Origin of the sequence: Methylobacterium gnaphalii (assembly GCF_007992215.1) — a bacterium.
Classification (GTDB): Bacteria; Pseudomonadota; Alphaproteobacteria; order Rhizobiales; family Beijerinckiaceae; genus Methylobacterium; species Methylobacterium gnaphalii.
On record NZ_BJZV01000011.1, the window covers coordinates 150,043 to 172,755 of the forward strand.

General features: G+C 67.7%; 24 protein-coding genes. 19 read left to right on the plus strand and 5 right to left on the minus strand.

Features of this window, described 5'->3' with window-relative positions; all coding sequences use genetic code 11:
- Nucleotides 1-41: 41 nt before the first annotated feature.
- The 3 genes from MGN01_RS11425 to map all read left to right on the plus strand — a co-directional run bounded on the left by MGN01_RS11425 (nucleotide 42) and on the right by map (nucleotide 2,822).
- Nucleotides 42-1,022, plus strand: coding sequence for a DUF2865 domain-containing protein (locus tag MGN01_RS11425; RefSeq protein WP_238258313.1), 981 nt, complete (start codon nucleotides 42-44; stop codon nucleotides 1,020-1,022).
- 87 nt (nucleotides 1,023-1,109) lie between these two features.
- Nucleotides 1,110-2,045 (plus strand): MBL fold metallo-hydrolase, encoded by a 936-nt coding sequence (locus MGN01_RS11430; RefSeq protein WP_147046738.1) that lies wholly within the window; start codon nucleotides 1,110-1,112, stop codon nucleotides 2,043-2,045.
- Nucleotides 2,046-2,069: 24 nt separating this feature from the next.
- The gene (gene map, locus MGN01_RS11435; RefSeq protein ID WP_147046739.1) at nucleotides 2,070-2,822 is read left to right on the plus strand and encodes a type I methionyl aminopeptidase; all 753 of its coding nucleotides are present in this window, start codon (nucleotides 2,070-2,072) and stop codon (nucleotides 2,820-2,822) included.
- Between the two features lie 16 nt (nucleotides 2,823-2,838).
- On the opposite strand, the gene MGN01_RS11440 is transcribed toward map, so the two are convergent.
- Nucleotides 2,839-3,618: a DUF1499 domain-containing protein gene (locus tag MGN01_RS11440; RefSeq protein ID WP_147046740.1), complete on the minus strand. Its 780-nt coding sequence runs from the start codon at nucleotides 3,616-3,618 to the stop codon at nucleotides 2,839-2,841.
- Between the two features lie 122 nt (nucleotides 3,619-3,740).
- On the opposite strand from MGN01_RS11440, the gene MGN01_RS11445 reads away from it, so the two are divergent.
- Nucleotides 3,741-4,223, plus strand: coding sequence for a MarR family winged helix-turn-helix transcriptional regulator (locus MGN01_RS11445; protein ID WP_238258311.1), 483 nt, complete (start codon nucleotides 3,741-3,743; stop codon nucleotides 4,221-4,223).
- A gap of 88 nt (nucleotides 4,224-4,311) precedes the next feature.
- Here MGN01_RS11445 and MGN01_RS11450 read toward each other — a convergent pair whose 3' ends face one another.
- Nucleotides 4,312-4,497, minus strand: coding sequence for a con-10 family general stress protein (locus MGN01_RS11450; RefSeq protein WP_147046741.1), 186 nt, complete (start codon nucleotides 4,495-4,497; stop codon nucleotides 4,312-4,314).
- 348 nt (nucleotides 4,498-4,845) lie between these two features.
- Between MGN01_RS11450 and MGN01_RS11455 the strand changes: the two genes are divergently transcribed.
- A complete protein-coding gene (locus MGN01_RS11455; RefSeq protein ID WP_147046742.1) occupies nucleotides 4,846-5,298 on the plus strand; it encodes a Crp/Fnr family transcriptional regulator in 453 nt (150 codons plus the stop codon).
- A gap of 63 nt (nucleotides 5,299-5,361) precedes the next feature.
- Here the strand turns inward: MGN01_RS11455 and MGN01_RS11460 are convergent, their stop codons facing one another.
- Complete coding sequence (locus MGN01_RS11460) at nucleotides 5,362-5,805, minus strand: VOC family protein (RefSeq protein WP_147046743.1); 444 nt, start codon at nucleotides 5,803-5,805, stop codon at nucleotides 5,362-5,364.
- Between the two features lie 186 nt (nucleotides 5,806-5,991).
- On the opposite strand from MGN01_RS11460, the gene MGN01_RS11465 reads away from it, so the two are divergent.
- The 8 genes from MGN01_RS11465 (at nucleotide 5,992) to greA (ending at nucleotide 14,480) form a co-directional block, all read left to right on the plus strand.
- Nucleotides 5,992-6,633, plus strand: coding sequence for a L,D-transpeptidase (locus tag MGN01_RS11465; protein WP_147046744.1), 642 nt, complete (start codon nucleotides 5,992-5,994; stop codon nucleotides 6,631-6,633).
- A gap of 852 nt (nucleotides 6,634-7,485) precedes the next feature.
- On the plus strand, nucleotides 7,486-7,638 hold the full coding sequence (locus MGN01_RS11470; protein ID WP_147046745.1) for a DUF3096 domain-containing protein: 153 nt from the start codon (nucleotides 7,486-7,488) through the stop codon (nucleotides 7,636-7,638).
- 141 nt (nucleotides 7,639-7,779) lie between these two features.
- Entirely contained in the window at nucleotides 7,780-10,443 is a 2,664-nt protein-coding gene (gene ppdK, locus MGN01_RS11475) for a pyruvate, phosphate dikinase (protein WP_147046746.1), read from the plus strand.
- A gap of 243 nt (nucleotides 10,444-10,686) precedes the next feature.
- The gene (locus MGN01_RS11480) at nucleotides 10,687-10,944 is read left to right on the plus strand and encodes a hypothetical protein (RefSeq protein WP_147046747.1); all 258 of its coding nucleotides are present in this window, start codon (nucleotides 10,687-10,689) and stop codon (nucleotides 10,942-10,944) included.
- 133 nt (nucleotides 10,945-11,077) lie between these two features.
- On the plus strand, nucleotides 11,078-12,037 hold the full coding sequence (locus MGN01_RS11485) for a cell wall hydrolase (RefSeq protein ID WP_147046748.1): 960 nt from the start codon (nucleotides 11,078-11,080) through the stop codon (nucleotides 12,035-12,037).
- A gap of 226 nt (nucleotides 12,038-12,263) precedes the next feature.
- A complete protein-coding gene (locus tag MGN01_RS11490; protein WP_147046749.1) occupies nucleotides 12,264-12,860 on the plus strand; it encodes a hypothetical protein in 597 nt (198 codons plus the stop codon).
- A gap of 114 nt (nucleotides 12,861-12,974) precedes the next feature.
- On the plus strand, nucleotides 12,975-13,961 hold the full coding sequence (gene acuI / locus MGN01_RS11495; protein ID WP_147046750.1) for an acrylyl-CoA reductase (NADPH): 987 nt from the start codon (nucleotides 12,975-12,977) through the stop codon (nucleotides 13,959-13,961).
- Between the two features lie 54 nt (nucleotides 13,962-14,015).
- Nucleotides 14,016-14,480 (plus strand): transcription elongation factor GreA, encoded by a 465-nt coding sequence (gene greA, locus MGN01_RS11500; RefSeq protein WP_147046751.1) that lies wholly within the window; start codon nucleotides 14,016-14,018, stop codon nucleotides 14,478-14,480.
- Here greA and MGN01_RS11505 read toward each other — a convergent pair.
- Entirely contained in the window at nucleotides 14,464-15,372 is a 909-nt protein-coding gene (locus tag MGN01_RS11505) for a LysR family transcriptional regulator (RefSeq protein ID WP_174804578.1), read from the minus strand. The genes greA and MGN01_RS11505 overlap by 17 nt on opposite strands.
- Nucleotides 15,373-15,531: 159 nt before the next feature.
- Between MGN01_RS11505 and wrbA the strand changes: the two genes are divergently transcribed.
- A complete protein-coding gene (gene wrbA / locus MGN01_RS11510) occupies nucleotides 15,532-16,131 on the plus strand; it encodes an NAD(P)H:quinone oxidoreductase (protein ID WP_147046752.1) in 600 nt (199 codons plus the stop codon).
- Nucleotides 16,132-16,261: 130 nt separating this feature from the next.
- Here the strand turns inward: wrbA and MGN01_RS11515 are convergent, their stop codons facing one another.
- Nucleotides 16,262-17,269, minus strand: coding sequence for an L-threonylcarbamoyladenylate synthase (locus MGN01_RS11515; RefSeq protein WP_147046753.1), 1,008 nt, complete (start codon nucleotides 17,267-17,269; stop codon nucleotides 16,262-16,264).
- Nucleotides 17,270-17,402: 133 nt separating this feature from the next.
- On the opposite strand from MGN01_RS11515, the gene MGN01_RS11520 reads away from it, so the two are divergent.
- Genes MGN01_RS11520 through MGN01_RS11540 form a run of 5 tightly spaced genes read left to right on the plus strand, consistent with a single transcriptional unit; the run spans nucleotide 17,403 to nucleotide 22,668 of the window.
- The gene (locus tag MGN01_RS11520) at nucleotides 17,403-19,166 is read left to right on the plus strand and encodes an acyl-CoA dehydrogenase (protein ID WP_147046754.1); all 1,764 of its coding nucleotides are present in this window, start codon (nucleotides 17,403-17,405) and stop codon (nucleotides 19,164-19,166) included.
- A 9-nt stretch (nucleotides 19,167-19,175) separates the two neighbouring features.
- Entirely contained in the window at nucleotides 19,176-19,940 is a 765-nt protein-coding gene (locus MGN01_RS11525; protein WP_147046755.1) for an enoyl-CoA hydratase-related protein, read from the plus strand.
- Nucleotides 19,937-20,809: an SDR family NAD(P)-dependent oxidoreductase gene (locus MGN01_RS11530; protein ID WP_147046756.1), complete on the plus strand. Its 873-nt coding sequence runs from the start codon at nucleotides 19,937-19,939 to the stop codon at nucleotides 20,807-20,809. The genes MGN01_RS11525 and MGN01_RS11530 overlap by 4 nt, the downstream gene beginning before the upstream one ends.
- Complete coding sequence (locus MGN01_RS11535) at nucleotides 20,793-21,653, plus strand: SDR family oxidoreductase (protein ID WP_147046757.1); 861 nt, start codon at nucleotides 20,793-20,795, stop codon at nucleotides 21,651-21,653. The genes MGN01_RS11530 and MGN01_RS11535 overlap by 17 nt, the downstream gene beginning before the upstream one ends.
- Nucleotides 21,654-21,663: 10 nt before the next feature.
- Complete coding sequence (locus tag MGN01_RS11540; protein WP_147046758.1) at nucleotides 21,664-22,668, plus strand: magnesium transporter CorA family protein; 1,005 nt, start codon at nucleotides 21,664-21,666, stop codon at nucleotides 22,666-22,668.
- The last annotated feature ends 45 nt before the right edge of the window (nucleotides 22,669-22,713 follow it).

Sequence of the window (22,713 nt, forward strand, 5' to 3'; positions counted from 1 at the left end):
CGACTGAAGCGAAGCGCACGGGACGCCGGCGCTTGGCTGGGATGGCCCTTGCCGGACTTGTTCTGGGCTTCGGCAGCGTCACGACGGGAGCCGGTCTCGTGCAGGCCTCGGAGCGAGGTGGCGTGTTCGATTTCTTCGGCCAGTTCTTCGGCGCGCCGCAGCGCGCGATCGTCACCTACCCGGCAGCCGTGGCCCGCCCGGTGCCCCGCCGTTATTCGTCGCTGCCGGATGCCCGCCGCGTCACGGAGACCCGGCAGCGGTACTACACACCGCGCCCTGTCACCCTGTCGGCCGTGGACGGGCGGCCGAAGCGCTCGCATCGCCCCCGCAACAGGAAGACCAGTCTGGCCGGCCCGGTCTCCGCGTCGGGGCCGCTGAGCGTCTGCGTGCGCACCTGCGACGGCTACATGTTCCCGCTCGGCGCCCGTCATTCCCAGCAGGATGTGACTGTGCATCAGGCCGCCTGCGCGGCCGCCTGCCCGGATGCGCAGACCGCGCTCTACACGTTGCCATGGGGCAAAACCGAGCTCGACCAGATCGTCAGCCTCAAGGGGCAGCCTTATCTCGCGGACGCCTGGGCCAACGTCTACAAGAAGAAGCGCGTCGAGAGCTGCAACTGCCGGACTCCCGGCAGCACCGCAGCGCCGCTCTCGATCGAGCACGACCCAACCCTGCAGGCCGGCGACGTCGTTGCTACCAGGACAAGCGCTGCGGTGGTGACGCGCCTGTCGAAGGGCGATGTCGAGGTCGAGGATTATCGCAGCACGCGCCGGCTGAGCCCCGCCAGGCGGCGCTTCGTCGAACTGCGCGTCGGCGCCCTACAGCGTGATGCCGCCCAGAGGGCGTTCAGGCAGTCGATGCGTACCGTAACCGCCGCGAACGACCGCATCCGCGTCGCGGATGCTGCCGCCACCGGCATCCGCGTTGGATCGGCCGAGAGGGACGGAATGGGCGAGCCGGCCCTCAAGACGCCGGGCTTCACGCCCGTGCGGGTGCTGGTTCCGTCCCCTTTCGTGTACTGAGCGCGCGGCGCGAGGCCTGAGCCGATTTGTGGTTCGCCCCAGTCTGTCGTAGGCGGCCGGCAACCCACCTCAACCTTCGCGGCAGACATGGCGACGACCGACACATCCGGCGCTGCTGCGCCGGAACCGGCTTTTGATCCGGCCCTTCCGGCCAGCGGCGCGCTTCAGCAGCTGACGCCCCTGGTGCGGCGCCGGATCTGCCCCAATGGTGGTCCATTCACTGCAAGCGGCACCTGCAGCTACATCGTCGGGCGAGGGGAGGTCGCAATCATCGATCCTGGGCCGGACGATGCCGATCATATCGCGGCGCTGGTAGCGGCAACGGAAGGCGAGAGGGTCTCGGCCATCGTCGTCACGCATACCCATCGCGACCATTCGCCGGGCGCGCGCCGTCTGAAGACGCTGACCGGCGCCTCGATCGTCGGCTGCGGCGCGCACCGCGCCGCCCGCGAGCTGGCCGAGGGTGAGTTCCCCCATCTCGACGCCAGTGCCGATCGCGAGCACCGGCCGGACCGGGAACTCGGGGAAGGGGACACCGTCACGGGCGATGGCTGGACGCTGACGGCTCTGGCTACGCCAGGCCACACCATGAACCACCTCGCGTTTGCATTCGCAGAGGAGGACGCGTTGTTCTCCGGCGACCACGTCATGGCATGGTCAACGACGGTGGTGGCGCCGCCCGATGGGTCGATGCGGGCCTATATGAGTTCCCTGGAAAAGCTGCGCGACCGGCCGGAGACGATCTACTGGCCGGGCCATGGTGGACCAGTACGCGACCCGCGCCGCTTCGTGCGCGGGCTCGCCGGCCACCGGCGCCAGCGTGAGGCGGCGATCCGCGCCCGCATCGCGGCGGGCGACCGCGACATCGGCGCCATCGTGCTGGCCGTCTACCAGGGGCTCGCCCCGGCCCTGCGCGGCGCGGCGGCGCTCTCCGTCTTCGCGCATCTCGAGGACATGGTCGCGCGCGGCCTCGTGCGCAGTGATGGGCCGCCCCGCCTCGACGGCGTGTTCGAACCAGCCTGAGACTCTCTTCCAAAGGAAAACTGCATGACGGTGTCGAGCGACGACGAGCTGACGGCGCTGAAACAGATCGGTCAGATCGTTGCCGACACGCTGGCAGCAATGGGCAAGGCCATCGAGCCGGGCATGACCACGCGCGAGCTCGACGAGATCGGGCGACGTATCATGGAGGCGGCAGGCGCGCGTCCGGCGCCGGAGCTGGTCTACGGCTTTCCCGGCGCGACCTGCATCAGCGTCGGCGAGGAAGTCGCGCACGGCATTCCGGGGGAACGCCGGATCGCGCCGGGGGATCTCGTCAACATCGACGTGTCGGCGGAGAAGGACGGCTACTTCTCCGACACGGGCGCCTCCTTTGCCGTGCCGCCGGTAACACGCAAGATCGAGCGGCTCTGCAAGGACGGGCGCCGGGCGATGTGGACCGGCCTGCGCGAGGTCGGCGCGGGCAAGCCGCTGGCCGGCATTGGCCGGGCCGTGGGCGCTTTCGCGAAGAAGAACGGCTACACGCTGGTGCGCAACCTCGCGAGCCACGGCGTCGGCCTGTCGCTGCACGAGGAGCCTACCGAGATCGCGACCTGGCCCGACGCCTCCGAACGCCGGATCATGGAGGATGGGCTGGTCTTCACCGTGGAGCCGTTTCTGTCGCTCGGCGCCACCTTCGCCGAGGACGGCGACGATCCCTGGACTCTCTACAGCCAGCCGCGCGCCCCGACGGTCCAGTTCGAGCATACCGTCGTCGCCACGCGCAACGGGCCGCTGATCCTTACCATGCCCAGCCAATAGGGCAGGGCAACCACCGCTACTTGAGGGCGATGGCGAGGTTGGCGACCTCGTCGAGATAGCGTCGGATGCGGTCGGCATTGTCGCCAAGGTCGCGCGCGCCAAGGCGGCTCGCCGAGCGCACGTCGATGCGCGCCCCGTCGGCACGCGGCCGGACCCGCACGGTGATGTCGGCGGGCAGGTTGAGGACACGGCTGTGCGCAATCGCCTCGATCCGGCCGTTGCCGACGCGGCCGCCCGGCCGGATCGCCTCGACGATCTGCCATTTGCGGTTCACCGCGGCCTTGCGTGCCAGCTCGAAGGCCTCGTCAGGTTCAACATCGAGGGTCAGCGGCGCAATCTGCGTGTAGGCCGCACGCTGGGCCTCGCGCGCCTGTGGACCGGGATCGGGCGGATAGCGCCCGTCTCGCGCCGCGAAAGCTGCCCGCGAGCGGGAGAAGGCCGGAGGCTGGTCGAGGTCGGTTGAGACATCGGTGATCGCCGGCAGGCGCAAGCCCCGCAGCGCCGCATATGCGGGGTAGGCCAGCACCAGCGCGGCGATGAACACACCGAGGATGGCGGCGCCGACGCCGCGCGCGCCCTCGCGCCAGCCGCGCACGAACGCGAACCCGGCGAACACCAGGGCGAGCCCCGCGAGCACGACGCCGCTTCCGAGAACGGCAAGAGCCGGCCCCGGCTCGGCCCGCTGGCTGCGCACCATCACGACGGCAAAGATACTCACCAGGGCGGCGAAGAGGGCGATGCTCCTGGCATAGCCGCCGGCGCGCGTGACGGGATCCTGGATCGGCTGTCGGCGCATGGGGACGAAGGCGGTTCCGGATCCGAAAATTCAGGCGCAGGCTACAGGGCAGTGCATGGCCGCGCCAGTGAGGGCGGTCGCGGCTGCCGCGTCCGGGCGGGCTCTGCTACAAGCCGAGCACCATGTCGAGCCAGCCCGCCCCCACCGACCGATCCGAGGACGTTCCCGCTTCCGATCCGATGCGGGTGTGGTTTCGTTTCATCCGCCTCCACCGCCGGGTGACGGCAGCGGTCGGGCTCGAGTTACGGGCGCTCGGCCTGTCGATCCCACAATTCGACGTGCTGTCGACGCTGACCGAGCAGGAGGGCCTCACCCAGCAGGACCTCGCCGGCCGGCTCTATGTCACGAAGGGAAACGTCTCGGGACTGATCGACCGCCTGGTCGAGGCCGGCCTCGTGGAACGGCGCGCAATCCCCGGCGATCGGCGCTCGCACGCATTGCATCTCACGAGCGAGGGATCGAGATTGGCGCGGAAGGCGCTCGCGGTGCAGACCGACTATGTCAGCCGTACGCTTGGCCGCCTCGGCAGCGACAATGTCGCCGAACTCGAACGGCTGGTGTTGCTCTGGCGAGATACCGCGCGAAGCGACACCTCTGCGGGCTGACCGGCTGGTTCAATCAAGAAGAAAGTCGTCCGCGAACCGGAGGCCGGCGAGCGTTATGCCGGCCCCAGGCTCACGGACCAGGACAACGTCATTCGCCGGCGCGGCCGGTCGATTGACCACCCTTGCGGCCGGCGGTCGAGGCCAGTTCGCGATCCTGCGAGAACGAGCGCTTGTCGGCGGGAACCGAGCGACCGCCCTTGCTAGCGATCTCGCGCTGCCGTTCGATGTTCATAGACGCGAAGCCTCGCTTCGAGGTCGAATTACCGGATGCCATCAGCGCCTCCTCGGCCTAGTTTTCACAACCGGACAACCGGCAGCCAAATCGTTGGTTCCTTGGCTGTATCGGCGTCCGCGGGCGGGAACACAGTACCGGCCCGGTACGCGGCCAGTCGTCAAGCTTGTGAAATAGGATGTCGAGCGTGGCCGGAAATGTCTCATCCACAAAAAATCACGAGATGGTGAAGTCGATGACCGGCCGTCGGACAAATGTAGGCAGGCTAGTTACACCGCTGCGCAGGGGGGCGCTTTTGACAGCCCCTCCGTCAGCGGCTACGCGCCGCACAGTCAGCACGGCCCTCACTTCATCGCGCGCTGCTGGCGGCAGGGACCGTCCAAGTAGGCCATGACGCTCGATACCGAGGTCTCTTCGCTCAAGCAGGTGCCGCTGTTTCGCGAGGTAGAGCCGTCGCGGCTCAAGCTCCTCGCCTTTACCAGCGAGCGCGTGCATTTCGAGAGCGGGCAACACTTCTTCTCGCAGGGCGACGAGGCCGACGCTGCCTATCTGATCCTGGAGGGCGAGGCGGCTGTCTCTCTCGACAGCCCACAGGGCGTGGTGCAGCTCGCCCTGCTCGGAGCCGACGCCCTGGTCGGCGAGATGGGCATCCTGGCAGATCAGCCCCGTTCGGCCACGGTTACCGCGCAGACAGCCGTGACGGCCCTGAGAATCGACCGCGGAGTCTTCTTGGAACTGCTGGCGCAGTTTCCGCAGATCAGCATCGCGGTGATGCGGGAGCTGGCCCTGCGTCTTGAACAAACCAACCGGCAGCTCGCCCAGCACCGCGGCAGCGACCGTTAGGCGATGCCCCGACGCACTTCCGGTCGAGGAGCCGGCGACGACGTCCAAGGGACGCACCCTCGCTCATGCGGTCTCGTATGTGATGAACTCCATCAGCGAGCCATCCGGATCGCGGAAATAGACGCTGGTTCCGGTCCCGGCGGCGCCGTTGCGCGCGACGGGTCCGAGCTCCACCGGCACGCCGTGACGGGCGAGATGCTCCATGGCCTCCTCGATGGTGCCGGACCAGCGGAAGCAGAGGTCGCTGTTGCCGGGCTGGACCGGCTTGGCCGCGAGGGGGTCACCGATCTGGCCTGGGCCATGCACATTGAGCTGGATGCCACCGAAGCGGAAGCACACCCCTTGGCGAAACGGCACCACCTCGGCGCCCACCACATCGCGATAGAAGGCCGTCGATCGGTCCCAGTCGGACACGTGGATCACGCAATGGTCGAGATGGATCGCCGGAGCGAGATCCGCAGGCGCCGCGACGCCGGCTTCGTCGGCGAGAATCTGTGTGTCGGCCATGCCTGTCATGCTCCCGCGTACCGGATTGCGCCGGTCGGTCTGCCCTCTGCAACAAGTGAAATAGGGCAGAAGCCGCCGCAATTGCGTGACTGCTTCCGCGGATCCTGAGGCCGCAAAGACACAACCTCCCGGATCCAGGCCGGGTATCGAAAGGCACCACAACCGACAAAGGCCCGGAACCCATCGATGCGTGCCAGCCGGATCCTGCTCACCCTCGTTGCCATCGCGCCGCTGGCTGCCTGCCAGTCCCGCATGCAGAGCGCAGGCCTCGACGACGAATCGGCCTGGTACACCGGCACGATGCCGGACAAGCCCTACGACGTGCCCCTCGTCGACACGTCGCGGCTCGACCCCAGGTTCCGCCGCCAGACCGTGCGCTACACCGGCGCGGAAAAGCCCGGCACCATCGTCGTCGACATCGACAAGCGCCAGCTTCAGCTCGTGCAGGAGGACGGCTCGGCGATCCAGTACGGCGTCGGTGTCGGCAAGCAGGGCTTCTCCTGGAAGGGCGAGGCCCGCGTCGGCCGCAAGGGCGTCTGGCCGGACTGGAGCCCGACCACGACCATGGTCTCGCTGAATCCCGACCTGCCGCGCACCCTGAAGGGCGGCATCGATAACCCGCTCGGCGCCCGCGCGCTCTACCTCTATCAGGGCAACCGCGACATCCTGTTCCGCATCCACGGCACCAACGAGCCCTGGAGCATCGGCGAGCAGATGTCGTCCGGCTGCGTGCGCATGCTGAACGAGGACATCGTCGACCTCTACCAGCGCGTGCCGGTCGGGACGACGGTGCTGATCAAGCGCAGCGGCAGATACCGCGGCGCATAGGGCCCATAAGGCCCATTCCCCCGGGCTGCCGCCGCTCGGATCTGATCCGCATTCAGCCATACTCGAGGTGAGGCGGGATCACTGTTGGACACCCAGGTGCCTGCCCCTTCTCTCGCTGTGGGGGAGCGGCCGCGCAGTGGGCGAAGGAGGCAGCGTCACGCTGGGGGCCTGCTCGATCGTGCCCCGTGCGGCCGCCTTCGCCTAGGGAGGGGAGGACAACAGCGCCGCCTCCCTTGACAAATTTCCTATTACATGATTGAAGTCCGGCACCAGCCTCCCGCTCGTCGGGCGAGCGCCGCGGGGTCGAGGGCGGTGTTCCAGGGAGGCTTGGGCGATGCCCGCGTCGGTGGTCTCACCCATCGCCGCCCCGGGCGGGAAGGGTCGACGCAAGGTCTGCCCGGGCTGTGGCGGGGTTCGGCGAGGAAATGCGCCGGGCTTTGGCCGACCCTGCCTGGGCGACACCGAGATGCTGTCGGCATCGTCCACTACGGGGCGGTGCGCACGGAAGGAGGTAGCCACGCAACTTCCTCGGGATGGGGGCGTCCTGCCAGACAGGAGCCCGGCACCGGGGCGTGTTGAGCGACAGGTCGACATCACCGAAGACATCGCGACGCAAAACCGGTCCGGCCGCCCCTCACGACGGGCGCCAGGACCGCGGGACGCCGGGGACCCCCGCCTCTCGTGACCACGCGTGTCGACATGGGTCCGCGGCGTCCCGCGTCTCCCCGATCCAGACCCACGGCGGAGCTCGTCCGCGCGGGGACAAAGACGCGTGCGCGGCTCGGCGGGGAACCAGCGAAGTTCCCGCGCGTCTTTTCAAGGCGGCCAAGCTTGGCCGCGCGGAGCCCTTCGATGACCATCACCGTCGCTCATCTGCAGCCGATCATCGCGATCCTGGCCGGCATCCTGATCCTCGTCATGCCGCGCCTGCTCAACTACATCGTTGCGATCTACCTGATCGCCGTCGGGGTGATCGGCCTTGGTTTGTTCCGGCACTTGTCCTGAGCGGCGACAAAGCGGGAAAACCGTTACCCGGCGCGGCGCGAGGCCGGCCCGTTCATCTTGCATTGCATCATGAGGTGGTCCAACCCCGGCTTCAGAGGCCAAGCCTTTGCCGGCGGCACCACGATCTGACGGACGAGACAGATGAAGAAATGGGTCTATTCCTTCGGCGACGGCAGGGCCGAAGGTGAGTCGGCGATGCGCGACCTGCTCGGCGGCAAGGGCGCGAACCTCGCCGAGATGTGCAATCTCGGTCTGCCGGTGCCTCCCGGCTTCACCATCACCACCGAGGTCTGCACGGCCTATTACGAGAATGGCAAGACCTATCCGGCGGAGTTGAAGGACGCCGTGAAGGACGCCCTCGCCAAGGTCGGGGCCATCACCGGCCGCACCTTCGGCGACGCCACCAAGCCTCTGCTGGTCTCGGTTCGCTCGGGCGCTCGCGCCTCGATGCCCGGCATGATGGATACGGTGCTCAATCTCGGCCTGAACGACCAGACGGTCGAGGCCCTGGCGAAGGACGCCGACGACGAGCGCTTCGCCTACGATTCCTACCGGCGCTTCATCACGATGTACTCGAACGTCGTGCTGGGCGTGGAGCACCATGCCTTCGAGGAGGCGCTGGAGCATTACAAGGAGGAGAAGGGCTTCGACCTCGACACCGAGCTCGGCGCCGCCGACTGGAAGACCCTGATCGGTACCTACAAGCAGATCGTGAAGCGGGAGCACGGCTCCGACTTCCCGCAGAATGCCGAGGACCAGCTCTGGGGCGCCATCGGCGCCGTCTTCGATTCCTGGATGATCCCCCGCGCGAAGAAGTATCGCGAGTTGAACAACATCCCGGAGAGCTGGGGCACGGCCGTCAACGTCCAGGCCATGGTGTTCGGCAATATGGGCGATACCTCGGCCACTGGCGTCGCCTTCACGCGCAACCCCTCCACCGGTGAGAGCGCGCTCTACGGCGAGTTCTTGATCAACGCCCAGGGCGAAGACGTCGTCGCCGGCATCCGCACCCCACAGGACATCACCGAGAAGGCCCGCCTGGAGGCGGGGTCCGACAAACCTTCCATGGAGAAGGCGATGCCGGAGAGCTTCGCCGAGCTGACCCGGATCTACGGGATCCTCGAGAAGCACTATCGCGACATGCAGGACATGGAGTTCACCATCGAGAATGGGAAACTCTGGATGCTGCAGACCCGCAACGGCAAGCGCACCGCCAAGGCGGCCCTGCGCATCGCCGTCGAGCTCGCGGGCGAGGGCCTGATCTCGAAGGAAGAGGCGATCCGCCGGATCGAGCCGGGCAGCCTCGACCAGCTCCTGCATCCGACCATCGACCCGAAGGCGGAGCGCAGGGTCATCGCCACCGGCCTGCCGGCCTCGCCTGGCGCCGCGGTCGGCGAGATCGTGTTCAATTCCGAGGATGCCGAGGCCGCCCGCAAGGCCGAGCGCAAGTGCATCCTGGTGCGCGTCGAGACGTCGCCCGAAGACATTCACGGCATGCACGCTGCCGAAGGGATCCTCACCACCCGCGGCGGCATGACCAGCCACGCGGCCGTGGTGGCCCGCGGCATGGGCAAGCCCTGTGTCTCCGGCGTCGGCGCGATCCGGATCGATTACAAGGCACAGACCTTGTCGGTCGGCGGCGTCACGCTGAAGGCCGGCGACAAGCTCACCATCGACGGCTCGACCGGTCAGGTGATCCAGGGCGAGGTCAAGATGGTGGAGCCCGAGCTGTCGGGCGAGTTCGCCGCGCTGATGGAATGGGCCGACGCCGCCCGCACCATGAAGGTGCGCACCAACGCCGACACGCCGAGCGACGCCCGCGCCGCGCGAAATTTCGGCGCCGAGGGCATCGGCCTCTGCCGCACCGAGCACATGTTCTTCGAGGGCGACCGCATTGTCGCGGTCCGCGAGATGATCCTCTCCGACGATGCCGAGGGCCGGCGCGCGGCGCTCGCCAAGATCGAGCCCTACCAGACCGACGACTTCGTCGAGCTGTTCACGATCATGTCGGGCCTCCCCGTCACGATCCGTTTGCTCGACCCGCCGCTGCACGAGTTCCTGCCGCATACCGACAAGGACGTGACGGAATTCGCGCAGACGGTCGGCGTGCCGGAGGAGCGGGTGCGCGCTCGCCTGAAAGAGCTCGACGAGACCAACCCGATGCTCGGTTTCCGCGGCTGCCGCCTGGCGATCGCCTACCCCGAGATCGCCGAGATGCAGGCTCGCGCCATCCTCACCGCCGCGGCCAAGGCGGCCAAGCAGACCGGCAAGCCGGTGACACCCGAGATCATGGTGCCGCTCGTCTTCACCAAGGCCGAGTTCGATATCGTTAAGGCACGCATCGACGCTGAGGCGAAGAAGCTCGGAGACACGGTCGAGTATCAAGTCGGCACGATGATCGAGCTGCCGCGCGCTGCGCTCCGCTCGGCCGAGATCGCGGAATCGGCCGAGTTCTTCTCCTACGGCACCAACGACCTCACGCAGACGGCGCTCGGCATCTCGCGCGACGATGCCGGCACCTTCCTCGGCTCCTACACCAAGGCCGGCATCATCCCGGCCGATCCTTTCGTGACGATCGACCGCGACGGTGTCGGCGAGTTGGTGAAGATCTCGGCCGAGCGCGGGCGCAAGACTCGTGCGGGAATCAAGCTCGGCATCTGCGGCGAGCATGGCGGCGATCCCGCCTCGATCGCCTTCTGCCAGGAGGTTGGACTCGACTACGTATCCTGCTCGCCGTTCCGGGTGCCGATCGCCCGTCTCGCGGCAGCCCAGTCGGCTCTGGGCGAGGCCGACAAGAACGGCTGACACTCCGCCGTTTTGGAGCGCAGCCTGCCTGAAATTCCGGCAGCCTGCGGCGCACAATTCGGCAACGGCTTGAGGCAGTTAACCCTGCCTTAAGCCCGTCGCGGTTTTTGCCGTGGAAGCTTTGCAATAATTTCGGCCCGACATCGTTGAACCCCTGTCTCGGCGGCACGTTAGCTGCTATCGGAGCCATGTGCGCGAGCGCACTCGTCGGCTGTCCGACCGGGGCTCGCGGGACCTCCTCCGATGTCTGATCCGACCTCGCCTTCCGCCATCATCGACGGCCGCCTACCCGATGGTGGTCGGGCCATGCAGACGGCCTGTCTCTGTGCGCTGGGCTGCTTTGCTACGGCGCTCACGATCTTCGTGGTCACCCTGCTCGTCTGGCATCACAACGAGCGCGTGGCCGGACGGATGATCATCGGCATGCAGAAAGGCGACGGCTATCTTCCGGTCGTGGCCTCGCAGCTGATCGCGGCTCAAGGCCGGCCGAGGGGTTTCTGAGCCCGCTTCCCGCGCCCTGGTTTTAACCTCACCTCAACCATACCGCGCGATATCTGGGCGACGGCCCAATTGATCGCGTGGTCTGTTGCGACTCTGCGCGTGGGCACTGGATTCCTGACGCGGGTCTTGCGGCGTGGCGACGAGGCGGGTTCGAGGCGGGCGTAAGCGCCAATCGGGACTGGGCTGGCTGGCGGCCGCCATGGTTCCATGGGCCGCCGGAGCCGGCCTGCTCATCTCCTTCACGGCTTCGGCCGGCACAGACCACATGATGGGCCTGCGTCCCGCCAACCTGTTCGAGCGCGATGCTCGCCTGCCGCAGGGCGTGACGCCGGGCGGCCTTCGCGCCGGCAGAGCCGCGTGGAGCCCCGAGCAGACGCCGGACGGCTTCATCCCGGTTCCCGATCTCGGACTGGGCTACCCGCCTGGGGAGTTCCCGAACAGCCGCGAGGCCGATCTCGAGTCCCTCGAGGATTCCGATGGCGCCACCCCGGCAGTACCGAAGGCGGTCGCCCTGTCCTCGGTGACGCCGGCCCCCGCTGATGCCGTGCCGATCGAGGTTGCCGCCTCCAGCCTCGCCTTGCCCGGCTTCTCCCCGCGGCTCGACCAGGAGGCCGCCCCCCAGCAGACGCCGGCCGAGGCGGAAGCCTCGCAGCACCGCTACGCCGACCTGATCCAACCCGAGGCGATGGACCGCGAGCAGCGGTGCCTCGCCGAAGCCGTGTATTTCGAGGCCCGCAGCGAGCCCGAAGAAGGTCAGGCCGCCGTCGCGCAGGTCATCCTCAACCGGGTGAAGAGCGGGCTCTATCCCTCGAACGTGTGCGGCGTCGTCTACCAGAACCGGCACCGCTACATGGGCTGCCAGTTCTCCTTCGCCTGCGAAGGCAAGTCGCTGCGCATCACCGATGCCGGCTCCTGGCAGACCGCTACCCGCATCGCCAGCGCCGTGATCGACGGCAAGACCTATCTCAGCGAGGTCGGCGGCGCGACGCACTACCACGCCAATTACGTCCGCCCCGGCTGGTCGCGACGTCTCAAGAAGATGGACGTCATCGGTCGGCACATCTTCTACCAGCTAAAGCGCGGGCAGACTTGAGCAGGATAGACCATAGCTTCGGTCAACTGCGTAAAATGCCGAAGTCTTCCGTAGGAAATGCGCAAGACTTCGAAGCCTGCGTAGTCCCGAGCATAGGTTAATTTTACCGTCTTCCCCGATAGAACTTGCCGTGACTGCAACTTGACCGTTTCCTGCGCGTCGAGGACCGCGTGCTGAGCGTCAGCCGCATTCCGTTCGCGCAGCGTATCAGATCGAGGATGCCGTCATGACCGTGTCGGTCAGCCGTACCCCTACTCTTGCCACGTCACTCGCCGCCGCATTGGCCAGTGCCGTCCTGTTTGCGGCTCCGGCTACGGCCGGCGGCTGCTACGGCGTCGAGTGTTACCGCCGGGTCACCACCCCGCCGATCTTCGACACCGTGTCAGAGCAGCGTCTCGTGCGCCCGGCCCGCACCATCTACCGCACCACGCCGCCGGTCTACGATACGGTGTCCGAGCGTGTGATGGTCTCGCCCGGCGGCCGCCATTGGCAGACGCGCTACGACGCCTACGGCCAGCTCGTGGGCTGCTGGATCACCACGCCGCCGCGCTTTGCCGTGCAGACGCGCCGCGTCCTGGTGCGCCAGGCCGAGGTCATTCCGGAGACGCTCCCGCCGGTCTACGCGAGCTACTCGCGCCGCGTGCTCGTGCAGCCGGCGAGCCAGCAATGGGTGCCTGCCGGCGGCGGATACGGGGGCGGCTTCGCCCCGGTCGGCCTGCGCGTCGGTTCGATCCCGGATGCCGTCGGCATCACCGGCGCCTCCTCGGCCGATGTCGGTGTCGGCCTCGGCTTCTCCTCGGGCAGCATCTACGACGGCTACTGAGCCACATTTCCGGAGTTGTGAACGGCCTCGGAGCATCCTGCCTCCGGGGCCGTCTTGATTCAGGTCGCCCGCGCTGTACCTCCCCACCTGGAGGAACGGTGACGGGAGACAAGGATGGCGGCGTTCAAGGCCTGGGTGGTCGAGAAGGGTGAGAGCGGCCAGAGCCTTGCCCTCAAAGACTTCGACGAGACCGGCCTGATGGACGGCGACGTCACCGTGCGCGTCACCCATTCGGGCCTGAACTACAAGGACGGGCTCGCCATGACCGGAAAGATGCCGGTGGTGCGCCGTTTCCCGATGATCCCCGGTATCGACTTCTGCGGCATCGTCGAAGCTTCCGAGAACCCGGCCTGGAAGCCCGGCGACACGGTGGTGCTTACGGGCTGGGGCGTCGGCGAGACGCATCTCGGCGGCCTCGCCGAGCGCGCCCGCGTCAAGGGTGAGTGGCTGGTGCCACTGCCCGATGGTCTCTCGCCGGCCCAGGCCATGGCGATCGGCACGGCCGGATACACTGCCATGCTCTCGGTGATCGCGCTGGAGAAGCATGGGCTCACGCCGCAGGCCGGCCCCGCCGTCGTCACCGGCGCGTCGGGCGGCGTCGGCTCGGTCGCAGTCGCGCTGCTGAAGCGCGGTGGTTGGCACGTCATCGCCGCCACCGGCCGTGACGGCGAAGCGGATTACCTGAAGGGCCTTGGCGCCTCGGAGATTCTCGACCGGTCGGAGCTGGCAAGTGATCCGAGGCCGCTGGCCAAGGAGCGTTGGGCCGCCGGCATCGACGCGGTTGGGTCGAAGACGCTCGCCAACCTCCTGGCGATGACGCAGGCTGGCGGCGCCATTGCGGCCTGCGGCAATGCCGGCGGCATGGACCTTCCGTCCTCGGTCGCGCCCTTCATCCTGCGCGGCGTGTCGCTGCTCGGCATCAACAGCGTGACGACGCCGCAGACACCCCGGCGCGAGGCCTGGGCGCGGCTCGCGAGGGAGCTAGACCTCGACGCACTCGCCGCCATGACGACGACGGTCGGCCTGGAGGATGTCGGCGGCCTCGCGGAGACGATCCTGGCCGGAAAGACGCGGGGTCGAACCGTGGTGGAGATCGGCTGAGTCTGCGCAGAGCCCAAGCGGAACTGCACAGCCTGTCCGAGCATTGCTTCTCTCATGAGTGTAGCATTCGTTCGCGAGAATGAGGGTGGCGAGGCGTTCGAGGATCTTCCCGATCGCCCGATCTCTCCGCATCCCAACTTCGTGACCCGAGAAGGTCTTGCGCAGATCGAGGCCGAGGTCGCGCGGCTGCAGGCCGAGAGCGCACGCCTCAACCACGACGACAAGGCCGAGACCGCCCGCGTCTTGCGCGACCTGCGCTACTGGTCGTCTCGGAAGAACTCGGCCCAACTCGTCGACAAGGTCGAGGGTGACACGGTGCATTTCGGCTCGACCGTAACCGTGGTTCGCGCGGACGACACCAAGCAGGTCTTTCGGATTGTCGGCGAGGACGAGGCAGACCCGGCCAAGGGTTCGATCTCCTACGTTTCACCGCTCGCTCGGGCGATCACCGGCAAGAATGTCGGCGACACTGTCGAGGTGAACGGCCAGGAGGTCGAAATTCTCAAGGTGTCGGCGTAGCCGCCTTCGGACGCGCATCGATGATTCCTTCGAAGGCCCGGCGCATCGGCAGGATCGCCTCCGCCATGAAGTCCATGAAGGCGCGCACACGCATGGCGTGGCGCAGGTCCGGATGCGTCAGCAGCCAGAGGTCTGACGCCACGCCCGGATCAGGATCTTCGAGGCGGCGAAGTTCTGGACAACGGTCTCCCATATAGCAGGGCAGCAGGCCGACCCCGATGCCGGAAAGGACGGCCTCTCGAAGGCCCATGACGGCGTTGAGCTGCAGCGCGATCTCGTTCACGTCCTCGCGGGCCTGGAGAAAGCGGGTGAAGCGGCCATCCGCCACCTGCGGTCCCGGCGTGACCCAACGCGTGCGATAGGCGTTGTCGAGGAGGCGATCGCGCCGCCCATAGACGGCCCAGGCAATTCCGGAGAGGCGCCGGCCGACGAGGTTGATGGGCGGGTTACCCGTCGCGCGGATTGCCACGTCGGCATCACGTCGTGACAGGTTGAGCGCATCCTCAGACATCACGACGTCTAGCCGCACCTCCGGATAGGTCTCACGGAACTGGGCAAAAAACGGCATCAAAAGGTCGGTCACGAAGCCTACGGGAGCGGTGATGCGCAGCTCCCCGGACGGCGTCAGCGTGTGGCCAAGCACCTCCCGGCCGAACCGCGCGACATCGGTTTCCATTCGCTCGGCCGCTTCGACCATCGCGAGCCCTGCCGGCGTCGGCACGTATCCCGAGCGCGAGCGCTCGAATAGCTGCGCATTGAGGGCGGCCTCGACGGCGGCCAGGCGCCGGAAAGCCGTGGAGTGATTGATCCCGAGATGCGCAGCGGCATGGGTGAGGCCTCCACAATCGGCGATGGCTTTCACGAGGCGGAAGTCATCCCAGGGCAGGCTCATGGGGCGGGCATCAGCGGTTGATCGGCAATTCTGCAAAGACGTTTTTGCAGATCAGGGCATTTCCGCAATCACCAAGCGGGACGATGTAGTCCGTCGTGGAGACGCGGCGCGCATCGCGGGCGGCTCTGTTCGATTCGGATTCCGGCAGGAGATCACGCGATGGCGAAGGTTTTGGTCCTCTATTACTCGTCCTGGGGCCATGTAGAGGCCCTGGCCAATGCGGCGGCCGAAGGTGCTCGCGAAGCCGGCGCCGAGGTGACGGTGAAGCGCGTCCCCGAGCTGGTGCCCGAAGAGGTCGCCAAGCAGTTCCATTATAAGCTCGACCAGGCGGCCCCCATCGCCACGCCCGACGAACTCGCCGATTACGACGCGATCATCTTCGGTACGCCGACCCGCTACGGCAACATGGCCGCACAGATGAAGCAGTTCCTCGATCAGACCGGAGGTCTGTGGGCGCAGGGCAAGCTCGTCGGCAAGGTCGGCTCGGTCTTCTCGTCGACTGCCTCGCAGCATGGCGGCCAGGAGACCACGATCACAAGTTTCCATACCGTGCTCCTGCACCACGGGATGGTCATCGTCGGCCTGCCCTACGCCTTCCAGGGCCAAACGGGCGTGGAGGAAGTGAAGGGCGGCACGCCATATGGCGCTACAACGATCGCCGGCAATGACGGCAGCCGTCAGTCGAGTCAGGTTGAACTCGACGGCGCCCGCTTTCAGGGCAAACACGTCGCCGGCATCGCGGCTAAGCTTTCGGCCTGATCGATCCAAGAAAAAAGGCTCGCATTGCTGCGAGCCTTGGGAAGGAAAAAGGCCATTGGGGGCTGAACTGGCCTTCGTGAGTGGACAACAGCCTTCGCAGCGAACGGTTCCGCGGGTCGTACGAAAAAAATCAGCGAGGCGCAGCGGCCCGGCCAAGCCGGTCGTTGATCGCCTCGCCGAGGCCCTCTTGCGGGATCGGCACCACGGCAATCGTGGCGGCCCCCGACGCATCGAGGCGGCGTAACGTTTCGAAGAGCCGGGCAGCAGCCTCGGCCAGATCGCCGGTTCGGCTAAGATTCTCGACCGCCACGGCAGCGTCGAGCCCGGCAGGCCGGGCGTTTCCAAACAACAGCACGGCCTCGCCGGCCGCGACTTGTTCGGCATCGAGCCGGACGGCCGCACGCGGCGCGTAGTGAGAGGCGAGAAGCCCGGGCCCGATCGGGCGCTCGCTCTCGGTTGTAGCGGCCGCCGGATCGGCCCCGAGAACACGGCGCAGCTCGGCGCGCGTGACACCGCCGGGGCGCAGCAGCCGGGGCATCCCGCCGAGGCAGGCCACCACCGTCGACTCGATGCCAACGGGGCAGGGGCCGCCATCGAGCACCGCAGCGATGCGGCCGTCGAGATCACCGAGCACATGGTCGGCGGATGTCGGGCTGACCCGTCCGGAGCGATTGGCGGATGGAGCAGCGATCGGCCGTCCGACTCGCGCGAGGACCTCTCGCGCGATCCGATTTGCAGGCACCCTGAGAGCTACGCTCGGCAAACCGGCGCGGGCGAGATCACAGACGGATCCGCCGGGTGCCGTCGGCACGACGAGCGTGAGCGGTCCGGGCCAGAATGCCGTCGCGAGCGCGTCAGCAGCTTCGTCGAACATGCCCTCGCGCCGGGCAGCCGCCTCGTCGGGGAGATGCGAGATCAGGGGATTGAACCGGGGTCGCTCCTTCGCCGCGTAGATCGCCGCGACGGCCTGCGGGTTAGATGCATCGGCGGCGAGCCCATAGACGGTCTCAGTGGGGATCGCGACGACCCGGCCGGCGCCAAGAAGCCTGGCGGCCTCGGCGATGCCGTCAGCATCAGCCGTGAGACGCGTCGTGATCCTGTGAGCCGGTGTCGAGCCGATTGATGCGCGATTGTTCATATGTAAACTATCCACGCGACCCATCCTGCTTGTGGCAGCAGCGCGGCTTCGGTCGTAAGAGATGCCCGGCCGTAGCCGTCTGCAGTCGCGGACGTCAAATCAACGCCGAGGGAATCGGCGCCGGAGGAGCCCCATGAGCTATCGCGCGCCGGTCGAGGACATGCTGTTCATGCTGCGCCACGTCGCAGGGCTCGACGGGGTGCTCGCGCAGGGCGGCCACGACATGGCGCCGGAGGACGTTTCCGCGATCCTTGACCCAGCCGGCAAGTTTGCGAGCGGCGTAATCGGCCCGCTCAACCGCATCGGTGATCGGCAGGGAGCCCGCCTGCAGGACGGCGTGGTGACGACGGCGCCCGGCTGGCGCGAGGCCTACCGCGCTTTCGTGGACGGAGGCTGGAACGGTCTCGGCGCCAGGCCCGAGCATGGTGGCCAGGGCTTGCCGAACCTCATCGCCGCGGCCTGCACGGAGATGTGGAACGGGGCCAATCTCAGCTTCAGCCTCTGCCCGCTGCTGACGATCGGCGGCATCGAGGCTTTGGCCCAGCATGGCTCCGACGCGCTGAAGGAGCGCTACCTCGCAAAGCTCGTCTCGGGCGAGTGGACCGCGACCATGAACCTGACGGAGCCGCAAGCCGGCTCGGACCTTTCACTGCTGCGCACCCGCGCCGAGCCCGACGGAGAAGGGCGCTACCGGATCACCGGCGCCAAGATCTACATCACCTATGGCGAGCACGATCTTGCGGACAATATCGTCCATCTCGTTCTGGCCCGTCTCAAGGATGCACCGTCCGGCACGCGCGGCATCTCGCTCTTCCTCGTGCCGAAGGTGCTGCCGGACGGAACGCACAACGACCTGCGCTGCTCGGGTCTCGAGCACAAGCTCGGCATTCACGGCTCACCGACCTGCTCCATGGCCTTCGGCGACAACGGCGGGGCCATCGGCTGGCTGATCGGCGAGGAGAACCGCGGCCTCGCCTGCATGTTCACGATGATGAACTCGGCCCGGCTCAATGTCGGCCTACAGGGCGTCGGTGTCGCCGAGGCAGCCTACCAGCAGGCGCTCGACTACGCCCGCGAGCGCCGGCAGGGCAGGGCACCTGGGGCGGCCGAGCCGACGAGCGCCATCGTGGCCCATGCCGATGTGCAGCGCATGCTTCTGACCATGAAGGCTTCGACCGCCGCTGCCCGCGCCATCTGCTACCTCACCGCTCAGGCGCTCGATGCTGCCGAAGGCCCAGAAGGCAAGGCCGCGAACGACCGTGCCTCGCTTCTCACGCCAGTCGCTAAAGCCTTCTCCACCGACATCGCCAACGAGGCGACCTCGCTGGGGGTGCAGGTCCATGGCGGCACGGGCTTCATCGAGGAGACCGGCGCGGCCCAGCTGATGCGGGATGCCCGCATCCTGGGGATCTACGAGGGCACCAACGGCATCCAGGCAATCGACCTCGTCTCCCGCAAGCTGCCGCTCAACGGCGGCGCTACGGTCCAGGCGCAGATCGCTACCATGCGGCGCGTCGCGGAGGGACTGCTCAAGGACGGATCGGACGCGTTCGGCACCGCGCCGGCCCGGCTGCGCGAGGGCATCGGCAGCCTCGACCGCTCCACGAGCTTCCTTCTGAAAGCCCTCGCGTCCAACCGACCCGAGACGGCGCTCGCCGGAGCCACGCCGTATCTGCGCCTGTTCGGCCTCGTCCAGGGCGCCGCCTGCCTCGCGCAAGCGGGTCTCGCCGCGAATGCCGCGCTCAAGGGCGGCGATACGGACCCGGCCCATGCCGGCCGGATCGCCCTGGCCCGGTTCTTCGCGGAGAACCTTCTGACGGCCGCGGGCGGACTCGAACAGACGGTCATTGGCGGCGCAGGCTTCCTGGACGACGCCGCGTCAGCGTTGGCGAGTTGAGGTCCCAACATGAGCGACCACGTCACAATCCGAGACATTGCGGGCGGTGTTCGGCTGATCGGGCTCGACCGTCCGGAGAAGAAGAACGCGCTCACCGGGAACATGTACGACGCGATGTTCCAAGCGCTGGAAGGCGCGGATGCGTCGGACGAGATTGGCGCCGTGGTCTTCGCGGGGCTGCCCGGCGTCTTTTCGGCGGGCAATGACCTCGGCGATTTCGTCGAGGCGGCGCGAACCGACTTCCGGCAGACGCCAGCCCTGCGCTTCATCCGTCGGCTCGCCCGCACGAAGACGCCGATGGTGGCGGCCGTGGACGGGATCGCGGTGGGCATCGGCACCACGCTGACGCTGCATTGCGACCTCGTCTACGTCAGCGACAAGGCGCGCTTCCGGATGCCCTTCGTGGAGCTCGGCCTCGTGCCGGAGGCGGCCTCGAGCTACCTGCTGCCGCGCCGGGTCGGCCTGCTCAAGGCGACGGAACTCCTGCTGCTCTCGGAGCCCTTCGATGCCGCCACGGCGGTGGGCCTCGGGCTCGCCAATGCGGTGATGCCCTCCGACATGCTGGTCGAGCATGCCGTCGCGCAGGCGGCGCGGCTGGCAGCGCTGCCGCGCGGGGCGATCGAGGCCTCCCGCAGGCTGATCCGGGGCAACCAGGCCGAGGTCGAAGCCGCGCTGGAGGCGGAGGCCGAGGCCTTCGAGGCGCGGCTGCGCTCGCCGGAGGCCCAGGCCGCCTTCAAGAGCTTCCTCGACCGCGCGCCGAAGCCCGCCACGTGACGAGGCCCGACCTGCGCGGAAAGGTCTGCCTCGTCGCGGGGGCCTCGCGCGGTGTCGGGCGCGGCATCGCGCGGGGGCTCGGCGAGGCGGGGGCGACGGTGATCGTCACCGCCCGGTCGAGCGAGACCGGGCCGCGCACCGAGACGCGGCCCGAGACCATCGAGGACACCTCCCGCGAAGTCGACGCCGCCGGGGGCGAGGGCCACCACTACATCTGCGACCACCGCAGCGAGCGCTCCGTCGACGAGCTGGTGCATTGGTGCGTGCGCCGCTTCGGCCGGATCGACGTGGCGGTGTCCAGCGTCTGGGGCGGCAGCGAGGGTTTCGACGGCGAGCACTACCGCGACGGCATCGCCTGGGGCACGCCTTTCTGGCGCCGCTCCGCCGAGCCGTTTTCCAGCCATCTCACGAGCGGCCCCTATCCCGGTTTGCTGCTGGCACGGGCGGTCGCACCGGCGATGATCTCCGCGAAGAGCGGCCTCATCGTCCTGGTCTCGTTCGGCACCGAGGACGGCTATCTCGGCGACATCTATTACGACCTCGCCAAGGCCACGACGAACCGCCTCGCCTTCGCCTGCGCCGCCGATCTCGCGCCCTACGGCATCGCCTGTCTCGGCCTCTCGCCGGGTTTCGTGCGCACCGAGCGCGTCCGCGACGGTGCCGGGTCTGAGATGGCCACCGAAACTCCGCTCTATGCGGGCAGGGCAGTGGCCGCGCTCGCGGGCGACGAGGGCGTTTCGCGCCGCAGCGGGCAGATCCTGCACGTGGCCGACCTCGCCCGCGCCTACGGCTTCACCGACGCCGACGGCACCCAGCCCGGGCGTTTCCGGATCGAACCAGAGGATCACAGCGATGGCGGCCAACCTTAGCGGCAAGACGCTCTTCATCACCGGCGCGTCGCGCGGCATCGGCCTGGCCATCGGCCTGCGCGCGGCCCGCGACGGCGCCAACGTCGCGGTCGCGGCCAAGACGGCGGAGCCGCATCCCAAGCTCGAGGGCACCGTCTACACCGCCGCCGAGGCGATCGAGGCGGCCGGCGGCCGGGCGCTGCCGCTGCTCGTCGACGTGCGCGACGAGGAGGCCGTGAAGAGCGCGCTGGACCGTACCGCGCAAACGTTCGGCGGCGTCGACATCGTCGTGAACAATGCCAGCGCGATCTCGCTCACGCGCACGCCGCAGACCGAGATGAAGCGCTTCGACCTGATGCATCAGATCAATGCGCGCGGCACCTACATGGTGAGCAAATACGCGATCCCGTACCTGCAGAAATCGGAGAACCCGCACATCCTGATGCTGTCGCCACCCCTCGACATGGCGGAGAAGTGGTTCGCGCCGCACCTCGCCTACTCGATGGCGAAGTTCGGCATGTCGCTCTGCGTGCTCGGCTTGGCGGGTGAGCTGCGCAAGAGCGGCATCGCGGTCAATGCCCTGTGGCCGCGCACCACCATCGCCACGGCGGCCGTGCGCAACATCCTCGGCGGCGAGGCCTTGATCGAGGCGAGCCGCACGCCCGAGATCCTGGCGGACGCAGCCCACGCCGTCTTCCTGAAGCCGTCACGAGAGTTCACCGGGCAATTCCTGATCGACGATACCTTCCTGGCGGGCGAAGGCGTCACGGAGTTTACAAAATACCGCGTCACACCCGGCGTGCCCCTTGCGCCGGACTTCTTCGTGCCGGATGCGAGCGTGGCGCCCCCCGACGCGCTGGCCTGAGTCTCTTCCCTTGATCTTCATCCACCAGCCGGTCCCCGGCGCCGCCCAGATGATCCTGGAGCGGCGCCCGCTCGAACTCCAGGACGTGATCCCCGAGGACACCCTCTGGCTCGACATGGTCCGGCCGACCCGGGAGGAAGACCTGAAGGTCGAATCCTTCATGGGCATCACGGTCCCGACCCGGGAGGAGATGAAGGACATCGAGCCCTCCGAGCTGCTCTACGTGGAGGAGGGCGCCCGCTACATGACGGGCCGCGTGCTCTCGAAGGTCGAGGATTCCGAGGAGCCGGGCCTGGCCGGTATCACCTTCATCCTGCGCGGCAGCCGGCTGGTCACGGTGCGCTACGAGGAGCCGCAGGCCTTCCGGATGTACACGCAGCGCGCCGGACGCTCGACCGGCAACGGGCCGTCCGTGTCGTCCACGGGCGAGACCATCCTGGCCGGACTGATCGAGGCGGTGATCGACCGGGCGGCGGACGTGCTGCAGCTTCAGGGCGAGCGCATCGACCGGCTCTCGCGAAAAATCTTCGAGGAGAAGAGCGACCCGAGCGCCCGCAACACGGCCCTGCAGGACACCCTGCGTGCGCTGGGGCGGCACGGAGACCTGATCTCGAAGCAGCGCGAGAGCCTCGTGTCGATGGAGCGCATCCTGCTCTCGCTCTCGGCGACCTACCGCACCGCCAAGGCCCCGCGCGAGCTGCGCGAGGATGTCCGCTCGACCCTGCGCGACCTGCAGTCGCTCGAAGAGCACGCGACGTTTCTGTCGACCAAGATCCAGTTCCTGCTCGACGCGACCCTCGGCCTGGTCAATCTCGAGCAGAACAACATCATCAAGCTGTTCTCGGTCATGGCGGTGGTGTTCATGCCGCCGACCCTGATCGCCTCGATCTACGGCATGAACTTCAAATCCATGCCGGAACTGGACTGGCCCTACGGCTATCCGCTCGCGGTCGGCATGATGGTGGTCGCCGCCGTTCTACCCTACGTTTTCTTCCGTTGGAAGAAATGGCTCTAGATCTGTTGTGTCTTGATGGGATCCATCAGGACACATCTTGATATC

Bases quoted from the DNA above. Each gene is read 5' to 3' on its own strand.
- MGN01_RS11425 (WP_238258313.1), top strand. From the start codon at position 42: ATGGCCCTTGCCGGACTTGTTCTGGGCTTCGGCAGCGTCACGACGGGA.
- MGN01_RS11430 (WP_147046738.1), top strand. From the start codon at position 1,110: ATGGCGACGACCGACACATCCGGCGCTGCTGCGCCGGAACCGGCTTTT.
- map (WP_147046739.1), top strand. From the start codon at position 2,070: ATGACGGTGTCGAGCGACGACGAGCTGACGGCGCTGAAACAGATCGGT.
- MGN01_RS11440 (WP_147046740.1), bottom strand. From the start codon at position 3,618: ATGCGCCGACAGCCGATCCAGGATCCCGTCACGCGCGCCGGCGGCTAT.
- MGN01_RS11445 (WP_238258311.1), top strand. From the start codon at position 3,741: ATGTCGAGCCAGCCCGCCCCCACCGACCGATCCGAGGACGTTCCCGCT.
- MGN01_RS11450 (WP_147046741.1), bottom strand. From the start codon at position 4,497: ATGGCATCCGGTAATTCGACCTCGAAGCGAGGCTTCGCGTCTATGAAC.
- MGN01_RS11455 (WP_147046742.1), top strand. From the start codon at position 4,846: ATGACGCTCGATACCGAGGTCTCTTCGCTCAAGCAGGTGCCGCTGTTT.
- MGN01_RS11460 (WP_147046743.1), bottom strand. From the start codon at position 5,805: ATGGCCGACACACAGATTCTCGCCGACGAAGCCGGCGTCGCGGCGCCT.
- MGN01_RS11465 (WP_147046744.1), top strand. From the start codon at position 5,992: ATGCGTGCCAGCCGGATCCTGCTCACCCTCGTTGCCATCGCGCCGCTG.
- MGN01_RS11470 (WP_147046745.1), top strand. From the start codon at position 7,486: ATGACCATCACCGTCGCTCATCTGCAGCCGATCATCGCGATCCTGGCC.
- ppdK (WP_147046746.1), top strand. From the start codon at position 7,780: ATGAAGAAATGGGTCTATTCCTTCGGCGACGGCAGGGCCGAAGGTGAG.
- MGN01_RS11480 (WP_147046747.1), top strand. From the start codon at position 10,687: ATGTCTGATCCGACCTCGCCTTCCGCCATCATCGACGGCCGCCTACCC.
- MGN01_RS11490 (WP_147046749.1), top strand. From the start codon at position 12,264: ATGACCGTGTCGGTCAGCCGTACCCCTACTCTTGCCACGTCACTCGCC.
- acuI (WP_147046750.1), top strand. From the start codon at position 12,975: ATGGCGGCGTTCAAGGCCTGGGTGGTCGAGAAGGGTGAGAGCGGCCAG.
- greA (WP_147046751.1), top strand. From the start codon at position 14,016: ATGAGTGTAGCATTCGTTCGCGAGAATGAGGGTGGCGAGGCGTTCGAG.
- MGN01_RS11505 (WP_174804578.1), bottom strand. From the start codon at position 15,372: ATGAGCCTGCCCTGGGATGACTTCCGCCTCGTGAAAGCCATCGCCGAT.
- wrbA (WP_147046752.1), top strand. From the start codon at position 15,532: ATGGCGAAGGTTTTGGTCCTCTATTACTCGTCCTGGGGCCATGTAGAG.
- MGN01_RS11515 (WP_147046753.1), bottom strand. From the start codon at position 17,269: ATGAACAATCGCGCATCAATCGGCTCGACACCGGCTCACAGGATCACG.
- MGN01_RS11520 (WP_147046754.1), top strand. From the start codon at position 17,403: ATGAGCTATCGCGCGCCGGTCGAGGACATGCTGTTCATGCTGCGCCAC.
- MGN01_RS11525 (WP_147046755.1), top strand. From the start codon at position 19,176: ATGAGCGACCACGTCACAATCCGAGACATTGCGGGCGGTGTTCGGCTG.
- MGN01_RS11535 (WP_147046757.1), top strand. From the start codon at position 20,793: ATGGCGGCCAACCTTAGCGGCAAGACGCTCTTCATCACCGGCGCGTCG.